This window comes from Burkholderiales bacterium, from assembly GCA_035560005.1.
Taxonomy (GTDB): domain Bacteria; phylum Pseudomonadota; class Gammaproteobacteria; order Burkholderiales; family Eutrophovitaceae; genus DASRFY01.
Genome location: DATMAN010000101.1, coordinates 61745 through 82677 on the forward strand (window position 1 = coordinate 61745; position 20933 = coordinate 82677).

The window sequence follows — 20933 nt, forward strand, 5'->3', positions numbered from 1 at the left end:
CGCTGGCGAAGAGGCCGCGACGTCTGCGTCCGCGAGTCGGTATCGCGCATGAGTCGTCGCTCGCCCAAAAGGTTGTAACGATATCATACGAGGCTAAGACAGACGAGGATAACGCGCGTATATTCGCCACCGGATCCGCCGGCGGGGCGCCGATCCGTCGGTCATCGGCGACATTGTCGGGAACAGGCCATGCGCGCCATAATTCGCCCGCTTCCTCTGATCACCAGACTCCCTCCGAGGAGAACAGGAGAAAACGCGATGCGATCCAGATCCAACCGATTGCTGATGCTGTTGATTGCCTCCGCGCTTGCTGCATGCTCGACGCAATCCGAGCGAGGCAGCACCGGGACTGAGAGCCAGGCGCCGGCGGCGGCTCCGACGCCACAACCCGAGTACGTTCCGGAGAGGGAGCCGGTTCAGTACAGCGATGCGCCACTGCCGGTCACCCCGGCCCCGCAAGCCCGGCAGCCGGTCGAGGAGTTCCCGGTGACACGCTATGAGCTGCCGCCCGAGGAAGAGGCGCGGCCCGAACCCGATCTCGCGGCAGCCGAGCCGGCCGAGGAACCCGAGGAAGAGGAGGAAGAGCTCCTCGCCGAGGAAGACGAGCCGGAGGAGGAGCCCGAGGTCGCGTTGGTCGAACCCGAAGCGCAGCAACTGGTTGCAGAGCCCGTTGCAGCGGCGCCAACTCCGGCACCCGAGCCGGCGGTGACCCAGCCGCGAGTCGCCGAAGAGCCGGTTGCGCAAGCGCAGGCACCGGCAGCGAAACCACCCGCCATCCAGCCGGTCATCGTCAGTTTCGAAGCCGAGCCGCTCTTCAGCTTCGACAAATTCAACATCCGGCCCGACCAGCGGGCGAAGCTTGACGATCTCGTCGCACAGTTGAACGGCACCGAATATGAAAGCGTTTCGGTCACCGGCCATGCCGACCGCATAGGGACGGATCAGTACAACCGCAGGCTTTCCGAACGCCGCGCGAACTCCGTAAAAGCCTATCTGGTGCGCAAAGGCGTTCCGGCCGCGAAGATCATCACAGCCGCAATGGGCGAGAGCCAGCCGGTGACGAGCAACGAAGACTGCAAGGGCAAGCGCGGCAGAGCGCTGATCGCGTGCTACCAGCCGGACCGCCGCGTCGAAGTCACGGTGACAGGCAAGAAGATGCCCTGAGTCGCCGATCGCCTCCACACAAGCCCTGCTCCGGCAGGGCTTTTTTTCGTTCACCCATGGGAAACAGACAGCCCGTCGATCTTCTGATAACGCCGTCGTGGGTCGTGCCGGTCGAGCCTTCCGGGTCGGTCTTGCATGAGCACGCGGTCGCGGTGACCGGGGGGCGGATCACGCATGTGCTTCCAGCCGCACAGGCAAACGAGACACTGGCACCGGCACGCATCGTCGACCTGCCGGGTCATGCGCTGATCCCGGGCTTGGTCAATCTCCATACGCACGCAGCGATGTCGCTGCTGCGCGGGCTGGCCGACGACCTCGCGCTCATGGACTGGCTGTCCAAGCACATCTGGCCGGCTGAGGCCAAGCATGTTTCGCCGCAGTTCGTCTACGACGGGACGCTGTTGGCCTGCGCGGAAATGCTGCGAGGGGGCGTGACCTGCTTCAACGACATGTATTTCTATCCCGAGATGGCCGGACGGGCGGCGCTGGAAGCCGGTATGCGGGCCGCACTGGGCATCGTGCTGATCGACCTTCCCACCGTATACGCGGCGGACCCGCAGGACTATCTGCGAAAGGGTCTCGCCGCGCGCGACGAGCTGAAGCACCACGCGACGCTTTCTTTCTGCATGGCGCCGCACGCGCCGTATACGGTCTCGGACAAGAGCTTCGAGCAGATCGTCACGCTGGCCGACCAGCTGCAGATTCCAATCCACATTCATGTGCACGAGACACGCTTCGAGATCGCGGAAAGTCTCAAGCAGCACGGGCTGCGCCCGCTGGAGCGCTTGCGCAAGCTCGGGGTCATCGGTCCCCAAACCATCGCCGTTCACGCCGTTCACCTCGAGAACAGCGAGATCGCGATGCTCGCCGCACTGGGTGCATCGGTTGCGCATTGCCCGGCCTCCAATCTGAAACTGGCGAGCGGTTTTTCACGCGTGGGCGACCTGTTGGCGGCCTCGATCAACGTCGGGCTGGGCACCGACGGGGCTGCCAGCAACAACCGGCTGGACGTGCTCTCCGAGTTGCGGCTCGCGGCCCTCGTGAGCAAAGCGCTGAGCGACAACGCCGAGACGCTGCCGGCGCACGCCGCACTGAGAATGGCCACGCTCGCGGGAGCCGCGGCACTGGGGCTGGATCGGGAAATCGGGAGCATCAGAACGGGGAAGGCGGCAGACCTGATCGCCCTGAACTTGTCCTCCTTGGAGCTGTCTCCGTGCTATGACCCGGCGTCGCAGATCGTCTACGCCGCCGGCCGCGAGCACGTCAGCCACGTCTGGGTACACGGCGAGGCGGTGGTGGAAAACCACAGGCTCGTGCGGGTGGACGAAGACGAACTCCGGTCCAGGACCCAAGCGTGGCAACGGCGCATCGCACCATCCCGAGCGAGCCGAAAAACATGATCAACGTTGATCCCGCAGAGATCGAAAAATTCAGCCAGCTTGCGCACCGCTGGTGGGATCCGGGCAGCGAGTTCAAGCCGCTGCACGAGATCAATCCGCTTCGACTGGATCACATCGATCGACTGGCGGGACTTTCCGGCAGGCGCGTTCTGGACGTGGGCTGCGGCGGTGGAATCCTCTCCGAAGCAATGGCGGCGCGCGGAGCCGTGGTGACCGGGATCGACATGGCGGAACGACCCCTCAAGGTCGCACAGCTGCACCTGCACGAAAGCGGGCTGAGCGTGGACTACCGCAAGACCTCCGTCGAGGCGCTGGCGCAGAGCGAAGCCGGTCAGTTCGATATCGTGACCTGTATGGAACTGCTCGAGCACGTCCCGGATCCGGCCAGTACCGTGACGGCCTGCGCCCGGGTCCTGAAGCCGGGCGGCTGGTGTTTCTTCGCCACCATCAACAGGAATCCAAAGTCGTATCTGTTCGCCGTGATCGGAGCGGAGTACGTGCTGAGACTGCTTCCCAAGGGTACGCACGAGTATGCGAAGTTCATTCGCCCCTCGGAGCTGGCGGCATGGTGTCGCACCGCCGGGCTGGCGGTCGTGGACATTACCGGCATGAGCTACAACCCCTTCAGCAAGACCTACTCGCTGGGCAAGAACACGTCCGTGAACTACATTCTGTGCGCCCGGCTGGCGGGCTGACCGCGCTACGCCCGCCAGTGTGATCAACGCAATGCATGTCAAGGAGGAGACCCGATGAGAACCTCGGCGCTTTATCCGGTTTTCGCCGCAACGCTCGCCGTTCTCTCAGCTTGTACGCTGAAGCCTCAGTACCTGCATCTCGATCCCACCGTTTCGGTCCGATCCGCTTCGATCGGCAACGGCACAACGATCGGTCTCGCCGTCGAAGACAATCGTGGCAGCCAAAAGCTCGGGGAGGTCGGCGACCCCAATACCCAGATGGTGGAGGTCAACCTGACCGAGGATTTCCGGCCCCGCCTCTATGAGGAGATCGCAAAGGCCCTCGCCTCGCTCGGGTTCAACGTCGTGCCGTATAGCGATGCCATGGAACGCACGATCACGGTCGATGTCCGCAAGCTGGAGCTGAGTTCGGTTAAGCAGCCCTTCGTATTCGATACCGAACTGCGTGCGGAAGTCGGCACCGTTGCGCGCAACGGCAAAGACACCTACGATCGCCTCTATTACGTACGCACTCGGAAGGAAACCGCCGGTCCGCCATTCCTTAAGGACAGCAACGCGCTGATCAATACCGCGGTGGCGCAGGCACTGGAAGACATGCTGAACGATGAGCGGTTGCTCGAGGTGCTGGCTCGCTGACCGACCCTTGTGCCGGGCGCGACGGCCGGAGACAATCCCGGCCGTTTGTATTTCCGGCGTGCGCGAATGCTCCGCTACAGGGCTGTGCTGTTCGATCTGGACGGGACCCTGGCCGATACTGCCGGCGATCTCGGACACGCTCTCAATCTTCAGCGCCGAGCCCGCGGACTGAACGCAGTGCCGCTCGATCTCATCAGACCGCACGCCTCGGCCGGGGCCCGGGGTCTGCTCCGGCTGGGGTTCGGGATCGAACCCGGTGACCCTGAGTTCGAAGCGATGCGCTCCGAATTTCTCGATCTGTACGAGCAAAACTTGTCGCGTACCACGGCGCTCTTTCCCGGCGTTCCCGAAATGCTGGCGGAACTGGAACGCAACGCGGTGCGTTGGGGCATCGTGACCAACAAGCCACGCCGCTTTGCACTGCCGCTGCTGAGAACGCTGGGCCTCGGCGAGCGCAGCGCGTGCACCATCTGCGGCGACATGGTCGATGCTCCCAAACCTCACCCGGCTTCCCTGCTCGAGGCCGCCCGACGGCTGCAGTTGCCGCCCGCTGACTGCCTCTACGTCGGTGACGATCGGCGGGATACCGAAGCTGCACGCGCGGCCGGCATGCAATCCGTGATCGCGTTGTACGGCTACTTGGGCAATGGCGAACCGCCTGGCAGCTGGGGCGCCCTTGCGATGATCGAATCCCCGCTCGACCTGTTCCGATTACTGGGTGTGCGCGAAGGGCCGGTCTGATACCATTTACCGCATGCGGGCGTTGAAAACTACCGACCTGCGCTCCATTTTGGAAATTACGTGGGGGCGACCTGGTTTCGACGTGGGTCGCGAAGCAGTGCAGTGCATGCCAAGGTCCAGTCACCTTGTAAAACCGCTGGACAACGAATAGTCGCCAACGACGATCGTTACGCTCTGGCCGCCTAAACCCGGCTAGACTCCGCACCGGTTCGCTCACGGGCCGGGCTGGGCAACCAGCGGCGGAGCCATATACGTGAGATCGTGCCGGCTGGGGTTACTTCAGCCGGCATCAAATCCAAGGTAACTCGCTTCTTGTCGGCCCGTCGGTCGGCTGACAAGCGGCTAAATCAATCGGCCTGACTAAGCATGTAGGACTGCCTGCAGAGGGCTTGCGGACGCGGGTTCGATTCCCGCCGCCTCCACCACACCACCGCGCGAGGAGCTTTCCGGCGTACATCCGCGCCCGAGTCTGTTTCAGTGCGGACGCAGTTCGGTTGCCGGAGTGGGACTCGATGTTCTCTTCGCCTCGTAGTACGCGGCGATTTTCTGCTGAATCAACGGAATCGCGGCAAGCCCTGCTTTCTCGCCCTCGATCACCGCATAGTTCTTCGATTCGAAGCTCGTCGAGATGAGCTGAGACACGTCCGGAGCGATGACCACGTCCGCGGTTTGCAGCTCGCGCGCCGCGATCGCGCGGCCCATGATCGAAAAAGTCTGTAGCAGGACGTCTATCGTGTCCTGCAGGCGCCTGTGCTGCGGTTTGTCGGAGATGTCCACGGCGATCACGATGTCCGCGCCGAGGTCCCTCGCAACCTGCACGGGTACCGGACTCACCAGTCCGCCGTCGACGTACTCTCGGTCGCCCACCTTCACGGGCTGAAAGATCCCGGGAACGCTGCTCGAGGCGCGTACCGCAAGGCCCGTGTCGCCCTGCCGAAAGACAACGGTTTCTCCCGACTGAAGGTCGGTCGCCACGATGGCGAGCGCGCGGTCGAGCTTTTCGATCGGTCGATTCTGGACAGCATCGTTGACGAACTTCTGGAGGGACTGGCCGCGGATGAAGCCACGGTTTGGCAGTACCCAGTCCCTGACGGTGGCCTCGTCCATGGACAACGCGATCCGCTGCAGGTCGAAACCATTGTAGCCGGCGGCATACAGCGCCCCCACGACGCTGCCGGCACTCGTGCCCACGACCAGGTCGGCCCGGATGCCATGCGCATCGAGCGCCTTGATGGCGCCGATGTGCGCAAACCCCTTGGCCGCGCCACCGCCCAGTACCAGCGCGATCTTCGGCGGTTCGACCGGTGCTTCAGGCGCCGTCGTGTCGGCTGTCGCGCCCGCTGTCGGCGCTGGAGCCGACGCGCAGCCCGCGAGCAGCGCCACAAACAGCAACGCGCTTGCTGACCGCACGGCGCGGGCGGCGGGCCCGCAAGCCGCAGAAAGCCTCACGTCTGGGATTGGACGTAGTTCTGGATGCCCATGCTGCCGATCAACTCGAGCTGAGTCTCCAGCCAGTCGATGTGGTCTTCTTCGCTGTCGAGGATCTCCTCGAACAGTTCACGAGAGATGTAGTCGCGCACCGATTCGCTGTGGACAATCGCCTCGCGCAGGACGGGGTGCGCCGCCATTTCCAGCTTCAGATCGCATTTCAAGCACTCTTCAACGTTCTCGCCGATCAGCAGCTTTCCCAGGTCCTGGAGGTTCGGCATGCCTTCCAGAAACAGGATGCGCTCGATCAACTGGTCGGCATGCTTCATCTCGCCGACGGACTCCTTGTACTCGTATTCGCCAAGCTTGTGCAGCCCCCAGTTCTTGAACATGCGCGAATGCAGAAAATACTGATTGATCGCGGTGAGCTCGTTGGTCAGTACCTTGTTCAGGTACTGGATGACTTGCGGGTCGCCCTTCATGGCCGATCCTTTTATTGTGGGAGGACGGCCGAATTATAGGCGCGCACCCGCGGCTCGAAGAAGAGCCTTCACGACCGCAATGGGAATCGTCTACGCGGCTTGAAGCTGATTGCACCGGGACGGCGGTGCAAGGGTTTCTTCGATCACTTGCTGCGCGCACTCGGTGCATCGACCGCAGCACGATGCCACCCCAAGTTCGAAACGCAGCTTAAGCAACGAGTCAGCCCCTCCGCGAATCGCATCGCGAATCTGCTTTTCGGTGATCCCGTTGCAGAGACAGACGTACATGGCCGGATGCGGCGGATACTAAATCACAATGAGAATGAGTGTCAATTGCTGATTCGATCTGAAAACACCCGCCGCACTTCATCGATCAGACGACTGGCTGATCGACGACAAGCCAGGATGCGCAGACCTTGGGCCTGAGCCTGAGCCCGATAGCTGCGCATCACGTTGTGATTCAAAAAATCCGTAAACAGGATCAGCAGTTGGGCATTGGAGGGCAACCTCGCGATCCGGCGCTGGTGGGCAGATGCCCGTCCGCTGACGTGATGTACGATCCGAATTCCCAATGTTTCAAGCAGTTCCGGGATATTCCCCAGACGGTCGGCACCGACCACGATGCAGTTCATCATGTCTCCATTCCGCGCTTTATTGGCATGCAGATGATAATGAGTCTCATTTCTAAGTCAAGCTTGACTGGTTAACGAAATGCATATTATTCTCATTCGCGCTAGCTTGACCTGAGGCCATAAGACATGAATACGAAAATCCGCGTATGTGCAGTCCAGTCGCTGGTCTTGTTCCTGTGCACCGTCTCGAATGTGTGGAGTCAAGGAGGCGAGATCGTCGCTCCGGAAGTGGAGGTGATCGGCACCAAAGAGAATCTGGAACGCATTCCCGGCTCTGGGGAGATCATCGACAACCGGGTAATCGAGGACACTCACCCGTTCACGATCAATGAAGTGTTGCGCAAGGCCGCCGGCATCAACGTTCGCGATGAAGAGGGGATCGGGCTGCGCCCAAACATCGGGATCCGCGGTTTGAACCCGACGCGCTCCACCAAGGTGCTGTTGCTCGAAGACGGAATTCCGCTCGCCTACGCGCCCTACGGCGATAACGCCTCGTACTACCATCCGCCGATCGAACGCTTCGAGCGTATCGAGATCCTCAAGGGTGCCGGCTTGATCATGTATGGGCCGCAAACCATCGGCGGGCTCATCAACTATGTGACACCCGACCCCGCGGTCGAGCCGGGCGGGCAGTTGACCTTGAGCGGCGGCAATCGGGACTACCTGTCCGGCAAGGCGCGTCTCACGGGTCACAACATGCTGCTGGATCTGACGCACAAGCAAACCGACGGTGCGCGGGACAACACGCACTCGACGATCAACGACCTTTACTACAAGGCCGTGCTGCCGATGGGCGACGGTCAGGCGCTCACGCTGCGGGCCAACGCCTACAGCGAGGATTCGAACCTTACGTATTCGGGCATTACCCAGGCCGAGCTTCAGAATTTCGGGATCCGCTACAACCCGTTCAAGAACGATGAGTTCAAGACCAATCGCTTCGGCGCCTCCGCGACCCATCGAATCGACCTGAGCGAGAACGCGACGCTCATGACGAACTTCTACGGGTCGATCTTCAGTCGCGACTGGTGGCGGCAGTCAAGCTCGACCACCGACGGACAATGTAATGCGAGCTATCCGCTGGTGGGGGGCCTGAATTTTCAGCAGCAGCGTGCAGCGGGCATCGCCGTCGATACGAATCTCTGCAACTCAGCCCAAGGCAGGCTGCGCGACTACCACACCTATGGTGTCGAGCCCAGGTTCACATTGCAGCACAACGCCTTCGGGGTGCCGAGCGAACTGGATGCAGGCGTGCGCGCCCATTACGAACGGCAGCAGCGCAAGCAGGTGAACGGGACAATCCCGACCGCGCGCACCGGCACGATCGTCGAAGACCAGGTACGACTGACCCAGGCCTACTCCGCCTTCGCGACGAACCGATTCCTGCTGGGCGACAAATGGACGGTCACCCCGGGTATTCGCGTCGAGAGCATCAGTGCCGATCGCCGCAATTATCTGGGCAGCAGCGGAAAGACGGACCTGACCGAGTGGATTCCGGCGCTTGGCGCCACGTTTTCGCCCACGCCTGGCACCACATTCTTCGCCGGCGCGCATCGAGGATTTGCGCCTCCCAGAGTCGAAGACCTGATCAACACGCCAAACGGTGCGGTTGCCACATTTACCGACGTGGACGCCGAAAGGAGCCTCAATTTCGAGGTGGGCGTTCGCAGCACGATCAGGCAGGGCGTAAGCCTGGAAGCGACCGCCTTCCGCAACGACTACAGTAACCTGATCGCGGTGGGCTCGATCGCCTCGAACGTGAATCTGTCGCAGGGCGAGGCGCTGACCCAGGGCCTGGAACTTGCGGCTCGCCTCGACAGTCGCGAGCTGTGGAATACGACGGATAACGCGTTCTTGCAGATCGCCTACACCTGGCTGCCCACCGCCGACCAGGAAACTGCATTCGTGGAGGTGGCCAATCAAACGGCCGTTCCGGGCAGCGCTGCCGGCAATCGCCTGCCGTATGCACCGGAGAACACACTAACCGCAACCCTCGGTTACCAGTTTCCGTGGGGACTTGAAGCGCTGCTCGAAACCGTCCATGTCGGCGAGCAGTTCGCGGATTTCGGGAATACGGCAGCACCCAGCGCAGATGGGCAGCGGGGATTGATCGACGCGTACACGATCTTCAACCTCGCCGTCAATTACGACTGGAAAGCTGCAGACACCGCGTTGTTCCTCGCGGTAAAGAACCTGGCAGACAAGGAATATATCGTCGATCGCACGCGCGGCGTTCTGCCGGGCAGCCCTCGCCTCGTGCAGGCGGGGCTCACGTACCGATTTTGAGTAGGGCTTTTCCTCCAACGGCCGGCAACCAAACCGGCCGTTTTTTGGATCCTCGCCCGCAGTCCGCAAAATGATTATGATTCGCGTTACTTGATGCAGACGATGGGCCGGCATGTCTACGCGACTTTTCAGGGCCTTGCTTGGAACCTTGGCGGCGTTTCTGATTCTTGGAGCAGCCCAGGCAGATGCGCCCCCGATACATAGCGCCCAGCAAGTCTTGCATCTGCTGGATTACATCGCGGTCGAATACCCCGAGTTCGTCCGGAACGGCAAGGTCACGGACGAAGCCGAGTATCAGGAACAAGTCGAGTTCTCCGAGCAAGTAGCGCGCACCCTTGCCGGCTTTCCGGACAACGAGCACCGTTCGGCACTCGTCACGGCCGCACAGCAACTTCACGAGGCCATCCTCGCCAAGGCAAAAGGCGACCAGGTCGTCGCGCTCGCGCGTCGTCTGCAGGGCGACCTGACCGCGACCTACGACATCCGGCTCGCCCCCGCCTCTCCCCCGGATCTCGCTCGCGGGGCCGCCCTGTACGAGGCAAATTGTGCGACTTGCCATGGGGCCAGAGGCGATGGTCGTGGACCCGCCGCGGGCGGACTCGATCCGGCACCGACCGACTTCACCGATCACGCGCGTCAATCGCAGCGCAGCGTGCTCGGCCTGTTCAACACGATCTCTCTCGGTGTGGACGGCACGGCGATGGCGGCGTTCTCGCAGCTTTCCGACGCCGACCGCTGGGCGCTCGCCTTCTACGTGAGCCGCTTCGCAGCCTCCGACGCCGAGCAAGCGCGCGGCGAAGCACTCTGGCGGCAGGGTGGCCCGCGGTTGTTCTCCGGGCTTTCCGAGGTGGTGACCACCACGCCTGCGGAGGCAATGGCCGACAGCCCTGAGAAGCACGCCGTGCTCCTTTATCTGCGCGCGCACCCCGATGCGCTTTCGAGCCCCGCCGGCGATGCGCTTTCGGTCGCGCAAGCCAAGACCGAAGAAAGCCTGCGCCTCTACGCCCAAGGGCGCTCAGAAGAGGCCTACCGCAGTGCGCTCGCCGCGTACCTCGACGGGTTCGAGCTTGCCGAAGCGCTCGTCTCGGCCGAAACCCGAGCGCGCGTGGAGCAGAAGATGGTCGCCTATCGCTCGCTTCTGCGCTCGGGTGCGCCGGTGGCGGAAGTCAGCGCTGCCGCGGACGAACTGGCGCATGAATTCAGCAAAGCGAGGGAATCGATGTCGGGCGGCTCCGCGTCGACCGGGACGAACTTCGTCGCGTCGCTCATCATCATCCTGCGCGAGGGGCTCGAGGCGATGCTCGTCATCGCCGCGATCGCCGCGTTTCTAGCCCGCTCGGGCCGGCGCGATGCCCTGGCCTATGTTCATTTCGGCTGGATCGGAGCACTGGCTGCCGGTGGCGTAACGTGGATAGTTTCGAGCACACTGTTCGCGTTCACAGGGGCTCAGCGCGAGACGACCGAGGGTGTCACCGCCCTGCTTGCCGCGGCGATCCTGCTCTACGCCGGCTACTGGCTGCACTCCAAGAGTCATTCGGCGCGCTGGCAGGCATACATCCGCGGCGAAATCAGCGGGGCAGTGTCCTCCGGTCAATTACGGATGCTGGGACTGGTCTCCTTCCTCGCCGTGTACCGGGAAGCATTCGAGACCGTGCTCTTCATGCAAGCGTTGTGGGTGCAGGCCGATGCGCCCGGCCGCAGCGCTCTGCTTGCCGGGATCGCGGCCGGCGCCGCGCTCCTGGTCGTCGTGGCGTGGCTGATTGCGCGCTTCAGCCTGCGGCTGCCGTTGAGATTGTTTTTCACCGCGAGCGCTTTCTTCCTCGCGGTCCTGGCTGTCGTGTTCGCCGGAAAAGGCATTGCGGCCCTGCAGGCAGCCGGCAAGCTGCCGATGACTCCCGCGGGCCTGCCGAGCCTGCCCGCGCTCGGCATCTACCCCAACTGGCAGGGTCTTGCCCTGCAGATCCTGATCATCGTGCTGATCGCCATGGTGTTCTGGTACGGCAGCACGAACGCCCGCCGCGGGTGATGATCGTAGAGCTACTGGAGGCAACAGTGCGTTGGATATGCGTTGCGCTCGCCGCCCTGCTCGCCGTGCCGCTGGGCGCAAACGGCGCGCAGGAAGTCACCGTCTATTCGGCTCGAATCGAGCAGCTCGTTCGGCCCTTGTTCGATGCCTATGCCAAGCAGACCGGCGTCAACGTTCGCTTCATCACCGACAAGGAAGGCCCGCTGCTCGAGCGCCTCAAGGCCGAGGGCCGCAACACGCCCGCCGATATTCTGCTCACGGTCGATGCCGGCAATCTCTGGCAGGCTGCCGAAGCCGCGCTGCTCCAGCCGGTTCGCTCCTCGATCCTGGAAGCCAATATTCCGGCGCATCTGCGCGACCCGCAGGGCCTGTGGTTCGGACTGTCGGTGCGTGCGCGGACCATCGTCTACAACACCGATCGGGTGAAGCCATCGGAGCTATCGACCTACGAGAACCTGGCTGAGCCGCACTGGAAAGGCAGGCTGTGCCTGCGTACTTCGAAGAAGGTCTACAACCAGTCCCTGGTCGCGATGATGCTGGCGGAGCACGGCGAGGCGAAGACAAGCCAGGTCGTTCGAGGCTGGGTGGAGAATCTCTCCGCGCCGGTGTTCGCGGACGACACGATGATGTTGCGGGCGATCGCCGCCGGCCAGTGCGACGTCGGCATTGCGAACACGTATTACTTCGGACGCCTGAAACAGCAGTCACCCTCCTTGCCGCTCGCGATCTTCTGGCCGAACCAGGACAGCAGCGGAGTGCATGTCAACGTCTCGGGTGCGGGCGTGACCCGTTACGCGAAGAACCGCGATGGCGCGATCAAACTTCTCGAGTGGTTGTCTTCACCGCGGGCGCAGAGCATTTACGCCGACGCCAACCTGGAGTATCCGGTCAATCCCGCGGTCAAGCCCGATCCGCTGGTGGCGAGCTGGGGCACCTTCAAGCAGAACCTGATCAACGTCGCCAAGGCCGGCGAGCTGCAGGCTGCCGCAGTGAAACTCATGGACCGTGCAGGCTATCGATAACCTCCCCCCTGCCTGGACGAGGGCCCGCAAAGCTGCACTCGGCTGGCGGGCCTTCTTGTTTCTGGCGGCGGGGCTCACCGCAGCACCGCTGCTGGTGGTGTTCTCGGCCTTCCTGACCCCGGCCGACGATGTGTGGCGCCATTTCGCCGATACGATCCTCGGAGAGATCCTGTTCAACACCTTCGCGCTGGCTGTCGGGGTCGGCGTCGGCTGTGCCCTCATCGGCGTGGGGCTTGCCTGGCTGATCGCCGTCTGCGATTTCCCGGGACGCCGGTTCTTCGACTGGGCGCTGCTGCTGCCCCTCGCAGTGCCCGCCTATGTCACTGCGTTCGTGGTCATCGGCCTGCTGGATTTCAGCGGGCCGGTACAGACAGCGCTGCGCGAACTGACCGGCTCGTCACTGCGCTGGTTTCCGCAGATTCGCAGCCGGGGTGGCGCAATTGTCGTGCTTACCCTGGCGCTTTATCCCTATGTCTACCTGTTGGCGCGCAATGCCTTTTCCACTCAGGGCAGAAGAATGCTGGAAGCCGGCCGCGTCCTCGGTCTGACATCCAGAGGTGCATTCTTCAGGGTGGCGCTGCCCATGGCGCGCCCGTGGATCGCTGCCGGACTCGCCCTGGTATTGATGGAGACGCTGGCCGATTTCGGGGCGGTCGCGGCATTCAACTACGACACCTTGACGACCGGCGTCTACAAGGCCTGGTACGCCTTGTTCTCTCTCCCGGCCGCCTCGCAGGTCGCGTCGCTGCTCGTGCTCGTCGCCTTTCTTGTGCTCGCGCTCGAACAAACTACGCGCGCACGAACGCTCTTTACGCCTGCCCATGGTTCCGGACCGGGCCAGCGGGTTCGCCTGTCCGGCTGGCAGGCGTGGTGCGCGACCGCGGCTTGTGGCGTCGTGCTCCTGGCTGCTTTCGGCCTGCCGCTGTTCCAGCTCGTGCTGTGGACAGCCACCTACGGTGCTCAGGACTTCGACGTGCGCTATCTGGGCTATGTCTGGCATTCGGTGTTGCTCGCATCGGTCGCTGCGCTGACAGTATGTGCACTCGCCGTTGGCCTCGCCTTCGCGGGTCGCCGCGACACCCGACCGGCCGCCCGTTTGGCGGTGAGAATCGCCACCCTCGGCTATGCCGTTCCGGGTGCGGTGCTCGCCGTGGGGATTTTCATGGCTTTCGGCTGGGTCGACGCACTTCTGCCGCTGTGGTTGCGGACCTTGACGGGTGCGCAACCCGGTGCGCTCCTGCAGGGCTCGGTCGTCGCCATGATACTGGCCTACGTCGTCCGGTTCCTCGCCGTGGGTTTCGGCCCGATTGACAGCGCCTTTCATCGCGTGACCCGCAATGTCGAGGAGGCTGCGATCTCGCTCGGAGCATCAGGCTGGCGCTTGCTGGCGCGGGTACACCTGCCGATGCTGCGCGGCGGACTCGCAACCGGCGCGATCCTGGTGTTTGTGGACGTGATGAAGGAGATGCCCATCACTCTGATGTCGCGTCCGTTTGGCTGGGACACGCTCGCCGTGCGCATTTTCGAACTCACTTCCGAGGGCCAGTGGCAGCAGGCCGCGCTGCCTGCGGTGGTACTGGTCGCCACCGGCATCCTTCCCGTGATGCGGCTCGCCCGCCAGGCCGGTTGATTGCGGCCGCCATGTCCGCCCTGGTCGAACTCAGAAGCGTGCGGCTGTCCTACGGGGCGCAGCGCGTACTGGAGGGACTGTCACTGCGTCTGGAACGAGGACAAATCGGCTGCCTGCTCGGGCCCAGCGGCTGCGGCAAGACCTCCGTGCTCCGCTGCATCGCCGGATTCGAGCCCATCGAATCCGGAGAAATACGGATAGCGGATCGGGTGGTCAGCAGCCCGACGCTGCACTTGTCGCCGGAGGCACGTCGGGTCGGAATGGTCTTCCAGGACTACGCCTTGTTTCCTCACCTGACGGTGGCGCAGAACGTGGCTTTCGGCCTTCGCGGCCTGCCGCGCGAAGCGCGCCGGCGCCGTGTCGACGAAATGCTGGAAACTACCGGTCTCGGTTGCGTGCGCCAGCGCTATCCACACGAACTGTCCGGCGGGCAGCAACAGCGTGTGGCGCTGGCGCGCGCGCTCGCCCCCCGGCCGGAACTGCTGATGCTCGACGAACCGTTTTCCAATCTGGATATCGAACTGCGCGAGCGCCTCGGCACCGAAGTACGCGAGGTTCTCCGACAACAGGGTTCGACCGTCCTGCTCGTCACGCACGACCAGCAGGAGGCGTTCGCAATGGCGGACGAAATCGGCATCATGGCCGGCGGTGCCATCCAGCAGTGGGACAGCGCCTACAACGTCTATCATCGGCCGGCCAACCGTTTCGTCGCGGACTTCGTTGGACAGGGCGTCTTTCTACCGGGCCGGTTCAATGGAAGCGGAAAGATCGAGACGGAACTGGGTGCATTGCCCGGCGAGATCAAGACGGCCTCGGGCGGCCTCGGCTGCGAAGTGGAGCAGGTCGAAGTCCTGCTGCGACCGGACGACGTGGTTCACGACGATTCCAGCCCCAGAAAGGCCGTCGTGCTGCACAAGGCCTTCCGCGGCGCGCAGATCCTCTACACCTTGGGCCTGCCGGGTGGAAGCAGGTTGCTGGCGCTCGTGCCCAGCCATCACAACCATCCGATCGGAAGCGAGATCGGCATCCGCCTGGAAGCGGAACACGTGATCGCCTTTCCACGGGCCCCGCGATAACGAGGCCGGAGCAGCCTCCTTCGCAGGACGAGCGCCTGTTCTACCTTCCGGGCAGCATGCGCTGGAAAACGCCATCCTTGTCGACCAGCAGATGCTTCAACGCCGCGACCACGTGCACCACGATGAGTGCCATGAGCAGGACCGCCGTGGTGCCGTGGATGCCTTGCAGAAAGTCGTAGATCTCCTTGTTCTCCGGTCCGAGCGGGGGAATCTTGAACAGGCCGAAGTAGGTCACGCCGAACTTCGTGAACTGGGAGGCGGAAAACCCGGCCAGCGGCATGACGATCAGGCACAGATACAGCAGCGCATGGCTGATCCTCGAGGCGCGTACTTGCCATCCCGGAACCGAAGGGGGTAACGGGGGGGGAGGGTTCCTGTAGCGCCACCAGAGGCGCAACAGCACCACCAGCCCGGTCGTCAGTCCGATCGACTTGTGGAGGTTGTAGAAGAACGAACGTTCGGGTGTGCCGCGCGGGATGTCGGTCATGTAGAGACCGAGGCCGATCAACGTCAGGACCAGCACCGCGGTGATCCAGTGCAGCGCAATCGCCAAGGTCGAATAACGCTGCGCGTTCTCGGACATCTTCCCCTCCTTCCGGTCGATGGGCCGGTATGTTACGGGGCCGCCTCAGTCGATGACAACTGCTCGCCGCGCGTTCGAACCTCGCGTTCCTGCCTGACAGGCGCCCGGTTTCGTCGAACGCTACCGGGAACTTTGGTCCGAGAAGTTGCACGCAAGGTCTGCAGCCTTCAGTGCCGCGGACATGCAAATCGGGAATTTTTCCCGGTCCGTCAAAGGACAATTGTGTTTTCTCCTCAGGTAGGATTCCGGTCACCCGCGGGGAACCCGAAATCCGAACGTCGCCAGGGTGCCGCTCCCGGTGGCGTGCGCCGCCACGCGCGCGACCATTACCGGCTCGAAGACAAAGTTCAAAGGGAGGAATATCCGATGCATCCGCCAATCCGGCATGTCGTGCTTGCGATCGCCTTATTGCGAGCACTGGCTGCCGCAGCACAGAATCCCGCCACCGAGCTGGAGGCTCCGACGATCGAAGTGATCGGTACCACGCCTCTCCCCGGCTTGGGCACGCCGGTCAATCAGGTGCCGGCTAACGTTCAGGCCGCGACCGGCAACGACATTCGAGCGCAGGCGACGGCCAACCTCGGGGAGTACCTCGACAACAACCTGGGGAGCGTCACCGTCAACCACGGCCAGAACAACCCCTTCCAGCCTGACGTGAATTTCCGGGGACTTTCGGCCTCGCCCTTGCTCGGCACGCCGCAAGGGGTGTCGGTGTTCATGGATGGGGTGCGCATCAACGAGCCGTTCGGTGACGTCGTGAACTGGGACCTTGTGCCGCAGAACGCGATCTCCACCATCAACCTCATTCCGGGCTCCAATCCGGTCTTCGGCCTGAACACGCTGGGCGCAGCACTCGCGATCAACACCAAGTCCGGCTTTCAGTATCCCGGAGGATCCATCTCGGCCCAGGCCGGTTCCTGGGGGCGCAGGGTCGGCGAGTTCGAGTACGGCGGCCACGGCGACAAGAACGACTGGTTCCTTGCCGGCACATGGTTCGACGAGGATGGCTGGCGCGACTTCTCGCCCAGTGAAGTCCGGCAGCTGTTCACCAAAGCAGGACGCGAAGAGGCGGACACGGATTTCGACGTCAGCCTGATGCTCGCGGACAATGACCTGCAGGGAACACAAGCCTTGCCGCTGTCATTCCTCGGCAACCGCGAGCAGGCGTACACCTGGCCGGACCGGAATCAGAACGAGCTGCTGTTCCTCAACGGCAGGGCCAGTCATTTCATCGCGGAGGACCGTCTCCTCGCCGGCAATCTGTACATTCGCCGTTACAAGAACGAGAACTTCAGCAGCAACGTCAACGATGATTGCGAGGAAATCGTCGGCAACTGCGCGATCGGAATCCTCAGCGGTGGCGCCGATCCGCAAGCCATCAACGACCTCAGTGAGATCAGAACAAAGGGGCTCGGTGGCTCCCTGCAGATGACCTTCCTCGACGAGCTGGCCGGCCGCAAGAATCAGCTCACGGTTGGGATCAGCGCAGATCTCGGCGATACCACCTTCACCCAGTTCGAGGAGGAGGCCGATTTCACCACCGACCGGGGAACGGTGGGAAGCGGGGTCTTCACGCTGGAAACCGACGTCCAGACCAAGAACGGCTACTACGGAATCTATCTCACCGATACAGTATCGCTGAGCGATCAACTGTCGCTCACCGTTTCCGGACGATACAACTATGCCAGGGTCAGGATCGAGGATCGGACAGGAACCGAACCGCAGCTCAACGGGGACCACAAGTTCACACGCTTCAATCCAGCGGTGGGTTTGAACTTGAATCCGTCGCCGACGCTGACCGCGTACGTTGCCTACAGCGAGGGCATGCGCGCGCCGACTCCCGTGGAGCTGACCTGCGCAGACCCCAATGCACCGTGCCGGCTACCGAACAATTTCCTCGCCGACCCTCCGCTCGAAAAGGTCGTGTCCAAAACCATGGAAGCGGGCGCAAGAGGCAGGCTTTCTCCGGATATCGGCTGGAGTCTTGCCGTCTACAACACGGATCTGGTCGACGACATTCAGTTCATCAGTGCCGCTGGCGCGGGCGTCAACGCGGGCTTCTTCGACAACGTGGGCAAGACTCGTCGCCGTGGAGCGGAGTTGGGAGCCTTCGCGACGCTGGGTTCGCTAAGGCTCGTGGCGAGCTACGCCTATCTGAGAGCGACTTTCGAGAGCGCGTTCGCGATTGCCAACGAAGTCAATTCCTCTGCGGTCGATACCGACGGCGATACCGAGCCCGATACGATCTTCGTGAATCCCGGAGACCGGATCCCGGGGTTTCCCGATCACGCGTTGAAGCTGCGCGTCGAATACGGGCTGTCTGAAAAGTTCGTGCTGGGCGCAAATCTCCATTACTTCAGCGCCCAGTTCGCGCGCGGGGACGAAAACAACCAGGACGCCAACGGCAAGATCCCCGGCTACACGCTGGTCAACCTTGACGCACGCTATCAGGCCGCCCGGCGGCTGCAGATCTTCGCCCGTGTGCAGAATCTGTTCGACAAAGAGTACGAAACGCTCGGCGTGCTGGGAGAGAATTTCTTCGTCAGCGGCACCTTCGATGCATCAAACGTGCAGCCCGAGCAGTTTCGTTCGGTCGGCGCGCCGCGCGCCGTCTGGGCAGGGCTCAGGTACCAGTTCGCGAATTGACGCAACGCGCGAGGGGTACCGAGCCCGTACTGCCTAGCGCCCGACTCGCCTGCTCAGAATGTGTAGCTGGCGGACAGTCCAAGCATGTAATTGCGCCCGGGTGCGGGCTCGTAATAGCGCCGGTTCGATTCGTTGACGATGACCGAACCGACATACTCTTCGTCCAGCAGATTATCGATCCTCACGAACTGCGTCAGCCTCCAGCCGCCAGTGCGCTGTTCGAAACCGGCGCGCCAGTTGAAAATCGTATAGCTGTCCGCTGATTCGTCGTTAAGATCATTGGTGAACACTTCGTCTACCCACCGTCCCTCGATCGCTGTGGAAAAACCGCTCTCGGCATGCCGCCAGCGGACCTCCGCAAACGCGGTACTCTGCGGAATGCCCGGGATGCGATTGCCGGCGGGAACGGTTGCATTGGGGCCAGCCACCGAAGTGCAGAATCCAACACACGTTCCGAAGCTCGTGTCGAATTCGGCTTTGATGTACGTGTAGTTGGCGGCGGCCGAGAACCCGGCGGCAAGCTCGGAATCCATCGCGATTTCGAAGCCTTGACGGGTCGTGCTCTCCACGTTCTGGAACACCGATCTGCCGCCCGAGTTGCTGAATACGACGATCTCGTTGTCGGTGTCGATCCTGAACAAGGCTGCGTTCAGGCGGGTGGCGTCGCCGATCAGCGCTTTCGCTCCTATCTCGAGATTGGTGCTCTCCGCCGGCTTGAGGTCGAAGTTGAACCCGTTGACCGTGGCGGAAGTCGACCGGTAGGCCAGCTCGGCGAAAGTCGGCGTCTCGAAACCCTTCCCGGCGTTGGCATAGACGTTGAGCGTGGGCGTCACTTTCAGGATCAGACCCGCGACCGGCGTGGTGTCGCGGAACTCGATGTTGCCGCTGTCGTCGCCGTTTGTGCCAGTGATGAAGAAATCCTCGGTCTTGAACTTCACGGAGGTGTGCCGAATGCCTGCATGAATGCTCCAGCGGTCGGTCAGATCGAGTTGAGTCTGCAGGAACTGATCGAAGTTGAAGACCGTGTTGTCCTCGTTGCGCACGAGCGCGCCGATGTTCCCGGCGTTATTGTCGAAAGCCCTGCGTGTTTCCTTCATTCGGTCGTAGTTCAGGCCCGCGGTAACCGCCAACGCCATCCCTCCCACGGACATCCGGCGAGTCCATCGCCCGTCGACACCACCGAAGTCCCGATCGAGGTCAATCACCCCTCGGGGAGTGATGGAGAGAAACTGCTGAACCGTCCGCTTGCCCGAATAGGCGAGCAGTCTGATGGAATCCTGTTCGCCGAGCCTGTGCTGCAATACCGTTCCTGCCTGCAGGTTTTCGATGCTCTTGCGGGTGTTCTGAGTCTCTGCATTGGTGCCAGCCTGGTCGCGATCCTGGGCCAGCTGCGTCTTGTCCAGACCGAGCGGGTCCTGGGTTTCGGGCTGGTTCAAGTAGTTCGTCACCAAGGTAATCTTCGTATCATCGCTTACGTCCAGACGCAGCTTTCCGTTGACCGTGTCGCGACGAGCAGCGCTGTGATCGCGGAAACCTTCTGTGGCGAAGCGCGCAGCCTCGATGACGTAGTTCACCAGCCCCATCTGCCCGCCCGCCTTCAGTCCCATGCGACTGGAGTCGAAGCTTCCGAACCACGCGGAACCGGTCAGCGTGTGTCGCTGGGGTCCATCCTCCGTGAACACGTTGATGACACCACCAGACGAATTCCCGTACAACGCAGAAAAAGGCCCGCGCATGACCTCCACGCTTCTGGCGGAGCTCAGGTCGATGTTCGCCGCCTGTCCCTGCCCGTCCGGCATCGTGAGAGGAATTCCGTCGGAGATTATCCTGATGCCCCGTACGCCGAAGGTCGAACGCGCGCCGAAGCCGCGGATCGAGATCTGCAGATCCTGGGCGTAGTTCTGGCGATTGTTGGCGACCACGCCGGGAGCCTTCACGAGTACTTCGGACAGATTGACTTGCGGCTGCTGTTCCTGGATCTGTTGCTGGCCGAAGGCGTCGACCGACACCGGCAAGTCGAAGGCGGACTGTTCGATGCGCGTCGGCGTTACCACGATCGGCGCAGTGCGCAGGGAATCCTCGGCCGTCTGTTGGGCAACCGCTGGGCATGGCGCGAGGCTGGCGGCAATCAGCGCGATGAATACAGGACCACCGATCGATGCGGCTGACAGGTGACGAGCGGAGCCGCGCTTGGCGCGGCTTCCCTTCTGGTTGGCGGGGCTCATGTTCTCTTTCTTTCTGCTTGGTTCGGGTCTTCGTTCTGAAACGCCCGGGGACTGCGCCCCGGCGGGCGGGCCCACTTCAAGTCCGGCTCGGGCGGCGGCGCTGCATCCGGCCCGGGCCGCCAAAAAAAAAGGCTGCTCGAAAGCAGCCTTTTTCTGAGTACAGAAGCTTAGCGGTTGGCGATATACATCGTGACTTCAAAGCCAAAACGCATTTCGCTGTATTCGGGTTTGGTCCACATGGCAAAGCTCCTCTCTCAAGAATTC

At 62.7% G+C, this 20933-nt stretch carries 17 protein-coding genes and 1 other RNA gene; 12 read left to right on the forward strand and 6 right to left on the reverse strand.

Translation table 11 applies throughout. From position 1 onward, the window contains the following. Positions 1-258 precede the first annotated feature (258 nt). The 6 genes from VNM24_16355 (at position 259) to ssrA (ending at position 5061) form a co-directional block, all read left to right on the forward strand. Positions 259-1164 carry an OmpA family protein gene (locus VNM24_16355; GenBank protein ID HWQ40152.1) on the forward strand — a complete coding sequence of 302 codons (906 nt, stop codon included), beginning with the start codon at positions 259-261 and terminating at the stop codon, positions 1162-1164. 56 nt (positions 1165-1220) lie between these two features. Then, on the forward strand, positions 1221-2564 hold the full coding sequence (locus tag VNM24_16360) for a TRZ/ATZ family hydrolase (protein HWQ40153.1): 1344 nt from the start codon (positions 1221-1223) through the stop codon (positions 2562-2564). After that, positions 2561-3259, forward strand: coding sequence for a bifunctional 2-polyprenyl-6-hydroxyphenol methylase/3-demethylubiquinol 3-O-methyltransferase UbiG (gene ubiG, locus VNM24_16365; GenBank protein HWQ40154.1), 699 nt, complete (start codon positions 2561-2563; stop codon positions 3257-3259). Before VNM24_16360 ends, ubiG begins: the two co-directional genes overlap by 4 nt. 54 nt (positions 3260-3313) lie before the next feature. Next, positions 3314-3895, forward strand: a complete 582-nt coding sequence (locus VNM24_16370; GenBank protein HWQ40155.1) for a YajG family lipoprotein — start codon at positions 3314-3316, stop codon at positions 3893-3895. 66 nt (positions 3896-3961) lie between these two features. Continuing rightward, complete coding sequence (locus VNM24_16375; GenBank protein HWQ40156.1) at positions 3962-4636, forward strand: HAD-IA family hydrolase; 675 nt, start codon at positions 3962-3964, stop codon at positions 4634-4636. Between the two features lie 62 nt (positions 4637-4698). Beyond that, positions 4699-5061: a transfer-messenger RNA gene (gene ssrA, locus VNM24_16380) on the forward strand. Positions 5062-5110: 49 nt separating this feature from the next. Here ssrA and VNM24_16385 read toward each other — a convergent pair. The 4 genes from VNM24_16385 to VNM24_16400 all read right to left on the reverse strand — a co-directional run bounded on the left by VNM24_16385 (position 5111) and on the right by VNM24_16400 (position 7181). After that, the gene (locus VNM24_16385) at positions 5111-6046 is read right to left on the reverse strand and encodes a patatin-like phospholipase family protein (protein HWQ40157.1); all 936 of its coding nucleotides are present in this window, start codon (positions 6044-6046) and stop codon (positions 5111-5113) included. Between the two features lie 35 nt (positions 6047-6081). Further along, positions 6082-6546, reverse strand: coding sequence for a bacterioferritin (gene bfr / locus VNM24_16390; GenBank protein HWQ40158.1), 465 nt, complete (start codon positions 6544-6546; stop codon positions 6082-6084). Positions 6547-6636: 90 nt separating this feature from the next. Further along, the gene (locus VNM24_16395) at positions 6637-6834 is read right to left on the reverse strand and encodes a bacterioferritin-associated ferredoxin (GenBank protein HWQ40159.1); all 198 of its coding nucleotides are present in this window, start codon (positions 6832-6834) and stop codon (positions 6637-6639) included. 41 nt (positions 6835-6875) lie between these two features. Next, entirely contained in the window at positions 6876-7181 is a 306-nt protein-coding gene (locus VNM24_16400) for a DUF2325 domain-containing protein (GenBank protein HWQ40160.1), read from the reverse strand. Positions 7182-7304: 123 nt separating this feature from the next. Between VNM24_16400 and VNM24_16405 the strand changes: the two genes are divergently transcribed. The 5 genes from VNM24_16405 (at position 7305) to VNM24_16425 (ending at position 15215) form a co-directional block, all read left to right on the forward strand. Then, positions 7305-9461 carry a TonB-dependent receptor gene (locus VNM24_16405; protein ID HWQ40161.1) on the forward strand — a complete coding sequence of 719 codons (2157 nt, stop codon included), beginning with the start codon at positions 7305-7307 and terminating at the stop codon, positions 9459-9461. Between the two features lie 217 nt (positions 9462-9678). Further along, a complete protein-coding gene (locus tag VNM24_16410) occupies positions 9679-11487 on the forward strand; it encodes an FTR1 family protein (protein ID HWQ40162.1) in 1809 nt (602 codons plus the stop codon). A 26-nt stretch (positions 11488-11513) separates the two neighbouring features. Then, positions 11514-12509: a Fe(3+) ABC transporter substrate-binding protein gene (locus VNM24_16415; protein HWQ40163.1), complete on the forward strand. Its 996-nt coding sequence runs from the start codon at positions 11514-11516 to the stop codon at positions 12507-12509. Between the two features lie 55 nt (positions 12510-12564). Further along, the gene (locus VNM24_16420) at positions 12565-14139 is read left to right on the forward strand and encodes an iron ABC transporter permease (protein HWQ40164.1); all 1575 of its coding nucleotides are present in this window, start codon (positions 12565-12567) and stop codon (positions 14137-14139) included. 11 nt (positions 14140-14150) lie between these two features. Then, on the forward strand, positions 14151-15215 hold the full coding sequence (locus tag VNM24_16425; GenBank protein ID HWQ40165.1) for an ABC transporter ATP-binding protein: 1065 nt from the start codon (positions 14151-14153) through the stop codon (positions 15213-15215). A 40-nt stretch (positions 15216-15255) separates the two neighbouring features. Here VNM24_16425 and VNM24_16430 read toward each other — a convergent pair whose 3' ends face one another. Beyond that, positions 15256-15798: a cytochrome b gene (locus tag VNM24_16430; GenBank protein HWQ40166.1), complete on the reverse strand. Its 543-nt coding sequence runs from the start codon at positions 15796-15798 to the stop codon at positions 15256-15258. A gap of 366 nt (positions 15799-16164) precedes the next feature. Between VNM24_16430 and VNM24_16435 the strand changes: the two genes are divergently transcribed. Continuing rightward, entirely contained in the window at positions 16165-18444 is a 2280-nt protein-coding gene (locus tag VNM24_16435; protein ID HWQ40167.1) for a TonB-dependent receptor, read from the forward strand. Between the two features lie 53 nt (positions 18445-18497). Here the strand turns inward: VNM24_16435 and VNM24_16440 are convergent, their stop codons facing one another. Beyond that, positions 18498-20744, reverse strand: coding sequence for a TonB-dependent receptor (locus VNM24_16440; GenBank protein ID HWQ40168.1), 2247 nt, complete (start codon positions 20742-20744; stop codon positions 18498-18500). Between the last annotated feature and the right edge of the window lie 189 nt (positions 20745-20933).

Coding starts and splice junctions, on each gene's coding strand:
- VNM24_16370 (HWQ40155.1), top strand. CDS start 3,314: ATGAGAACCTCGGCGCTTTATCCGGTTTTCGCCGCAACGCTCGCCGTT.
- VNM24_16405 (HWQ40161.1), top strand. CDS start 7,305: ATGAATACGAAAATCCGCGTATGTGCAGTCCAGTCGCTGGTCTTGTTC.
- VNM24_16375 (HWQ40156.1), top strand. CDS start 3,962: ATGCTCCGCTACAGGGCTGTGCTGTTCGATCTGGACGGGACCCTGGCC.
- VNM24_16360 (HWQ40153.1), top strand. CDS start 1,221: ATGGGAAACAGACAGCCCGTCGATCTTCTGATAACGCCGTCGTGGGTC.
- VNM24_16400 (HWQ40160.1), bottom strand. CDS start 7,181: ATGATGAACTGCATCGTGGTCGGTGCCGACCGTCTGGGGAATATCCCG.
- VNM24_16425 (HWQ40165.1), top strand. CDS start 14,151: ATGTCCGCCCTGGTCGAACTCAGAAGCGTGCGGCTGTCCTACGGGGCG.
- VNM24_16430 (HWQ40166.1), bottom strand. CDS start 15,798: ATGTCCGAGAACGCGCAGCGTTATTCGACCTTGGCGATTGCGCTGCAC.
- ubiG (HWQ40154.1), top strand. CDS start 2,561: ATGATCAACGTTGATCCCGCAGAGATCGAAAAATTCAGCCAGCTTGCG.
- bfr (HWQ40158.1), bottom strand. CDS start 6,546: ATGAAGGGCGACCCGCAAGTCATCCAGTACCTGAACAAGGTACTGACC.
- VNM24_16395 (HWQ40159.1), bottom strand. CDS start 6,834: ATGTACGTCTGTCTCTGCAACGGGATCACCGAAAAGCAGATTCGCGAT.
- VNM24_16435 (HWQ40167.1), top strand. CDS start 16,165: ATGCATCCGCCAATCCGGCATGTCGTGCTTGCGATCGCCTTATTGCGA.
- VNM24_16355 (HWQ40152.1), top strand. CDS start 259: ATGCGATCCAGATCCAACCGATTGCTGATGCTGTTGATTGCCTCCGCG.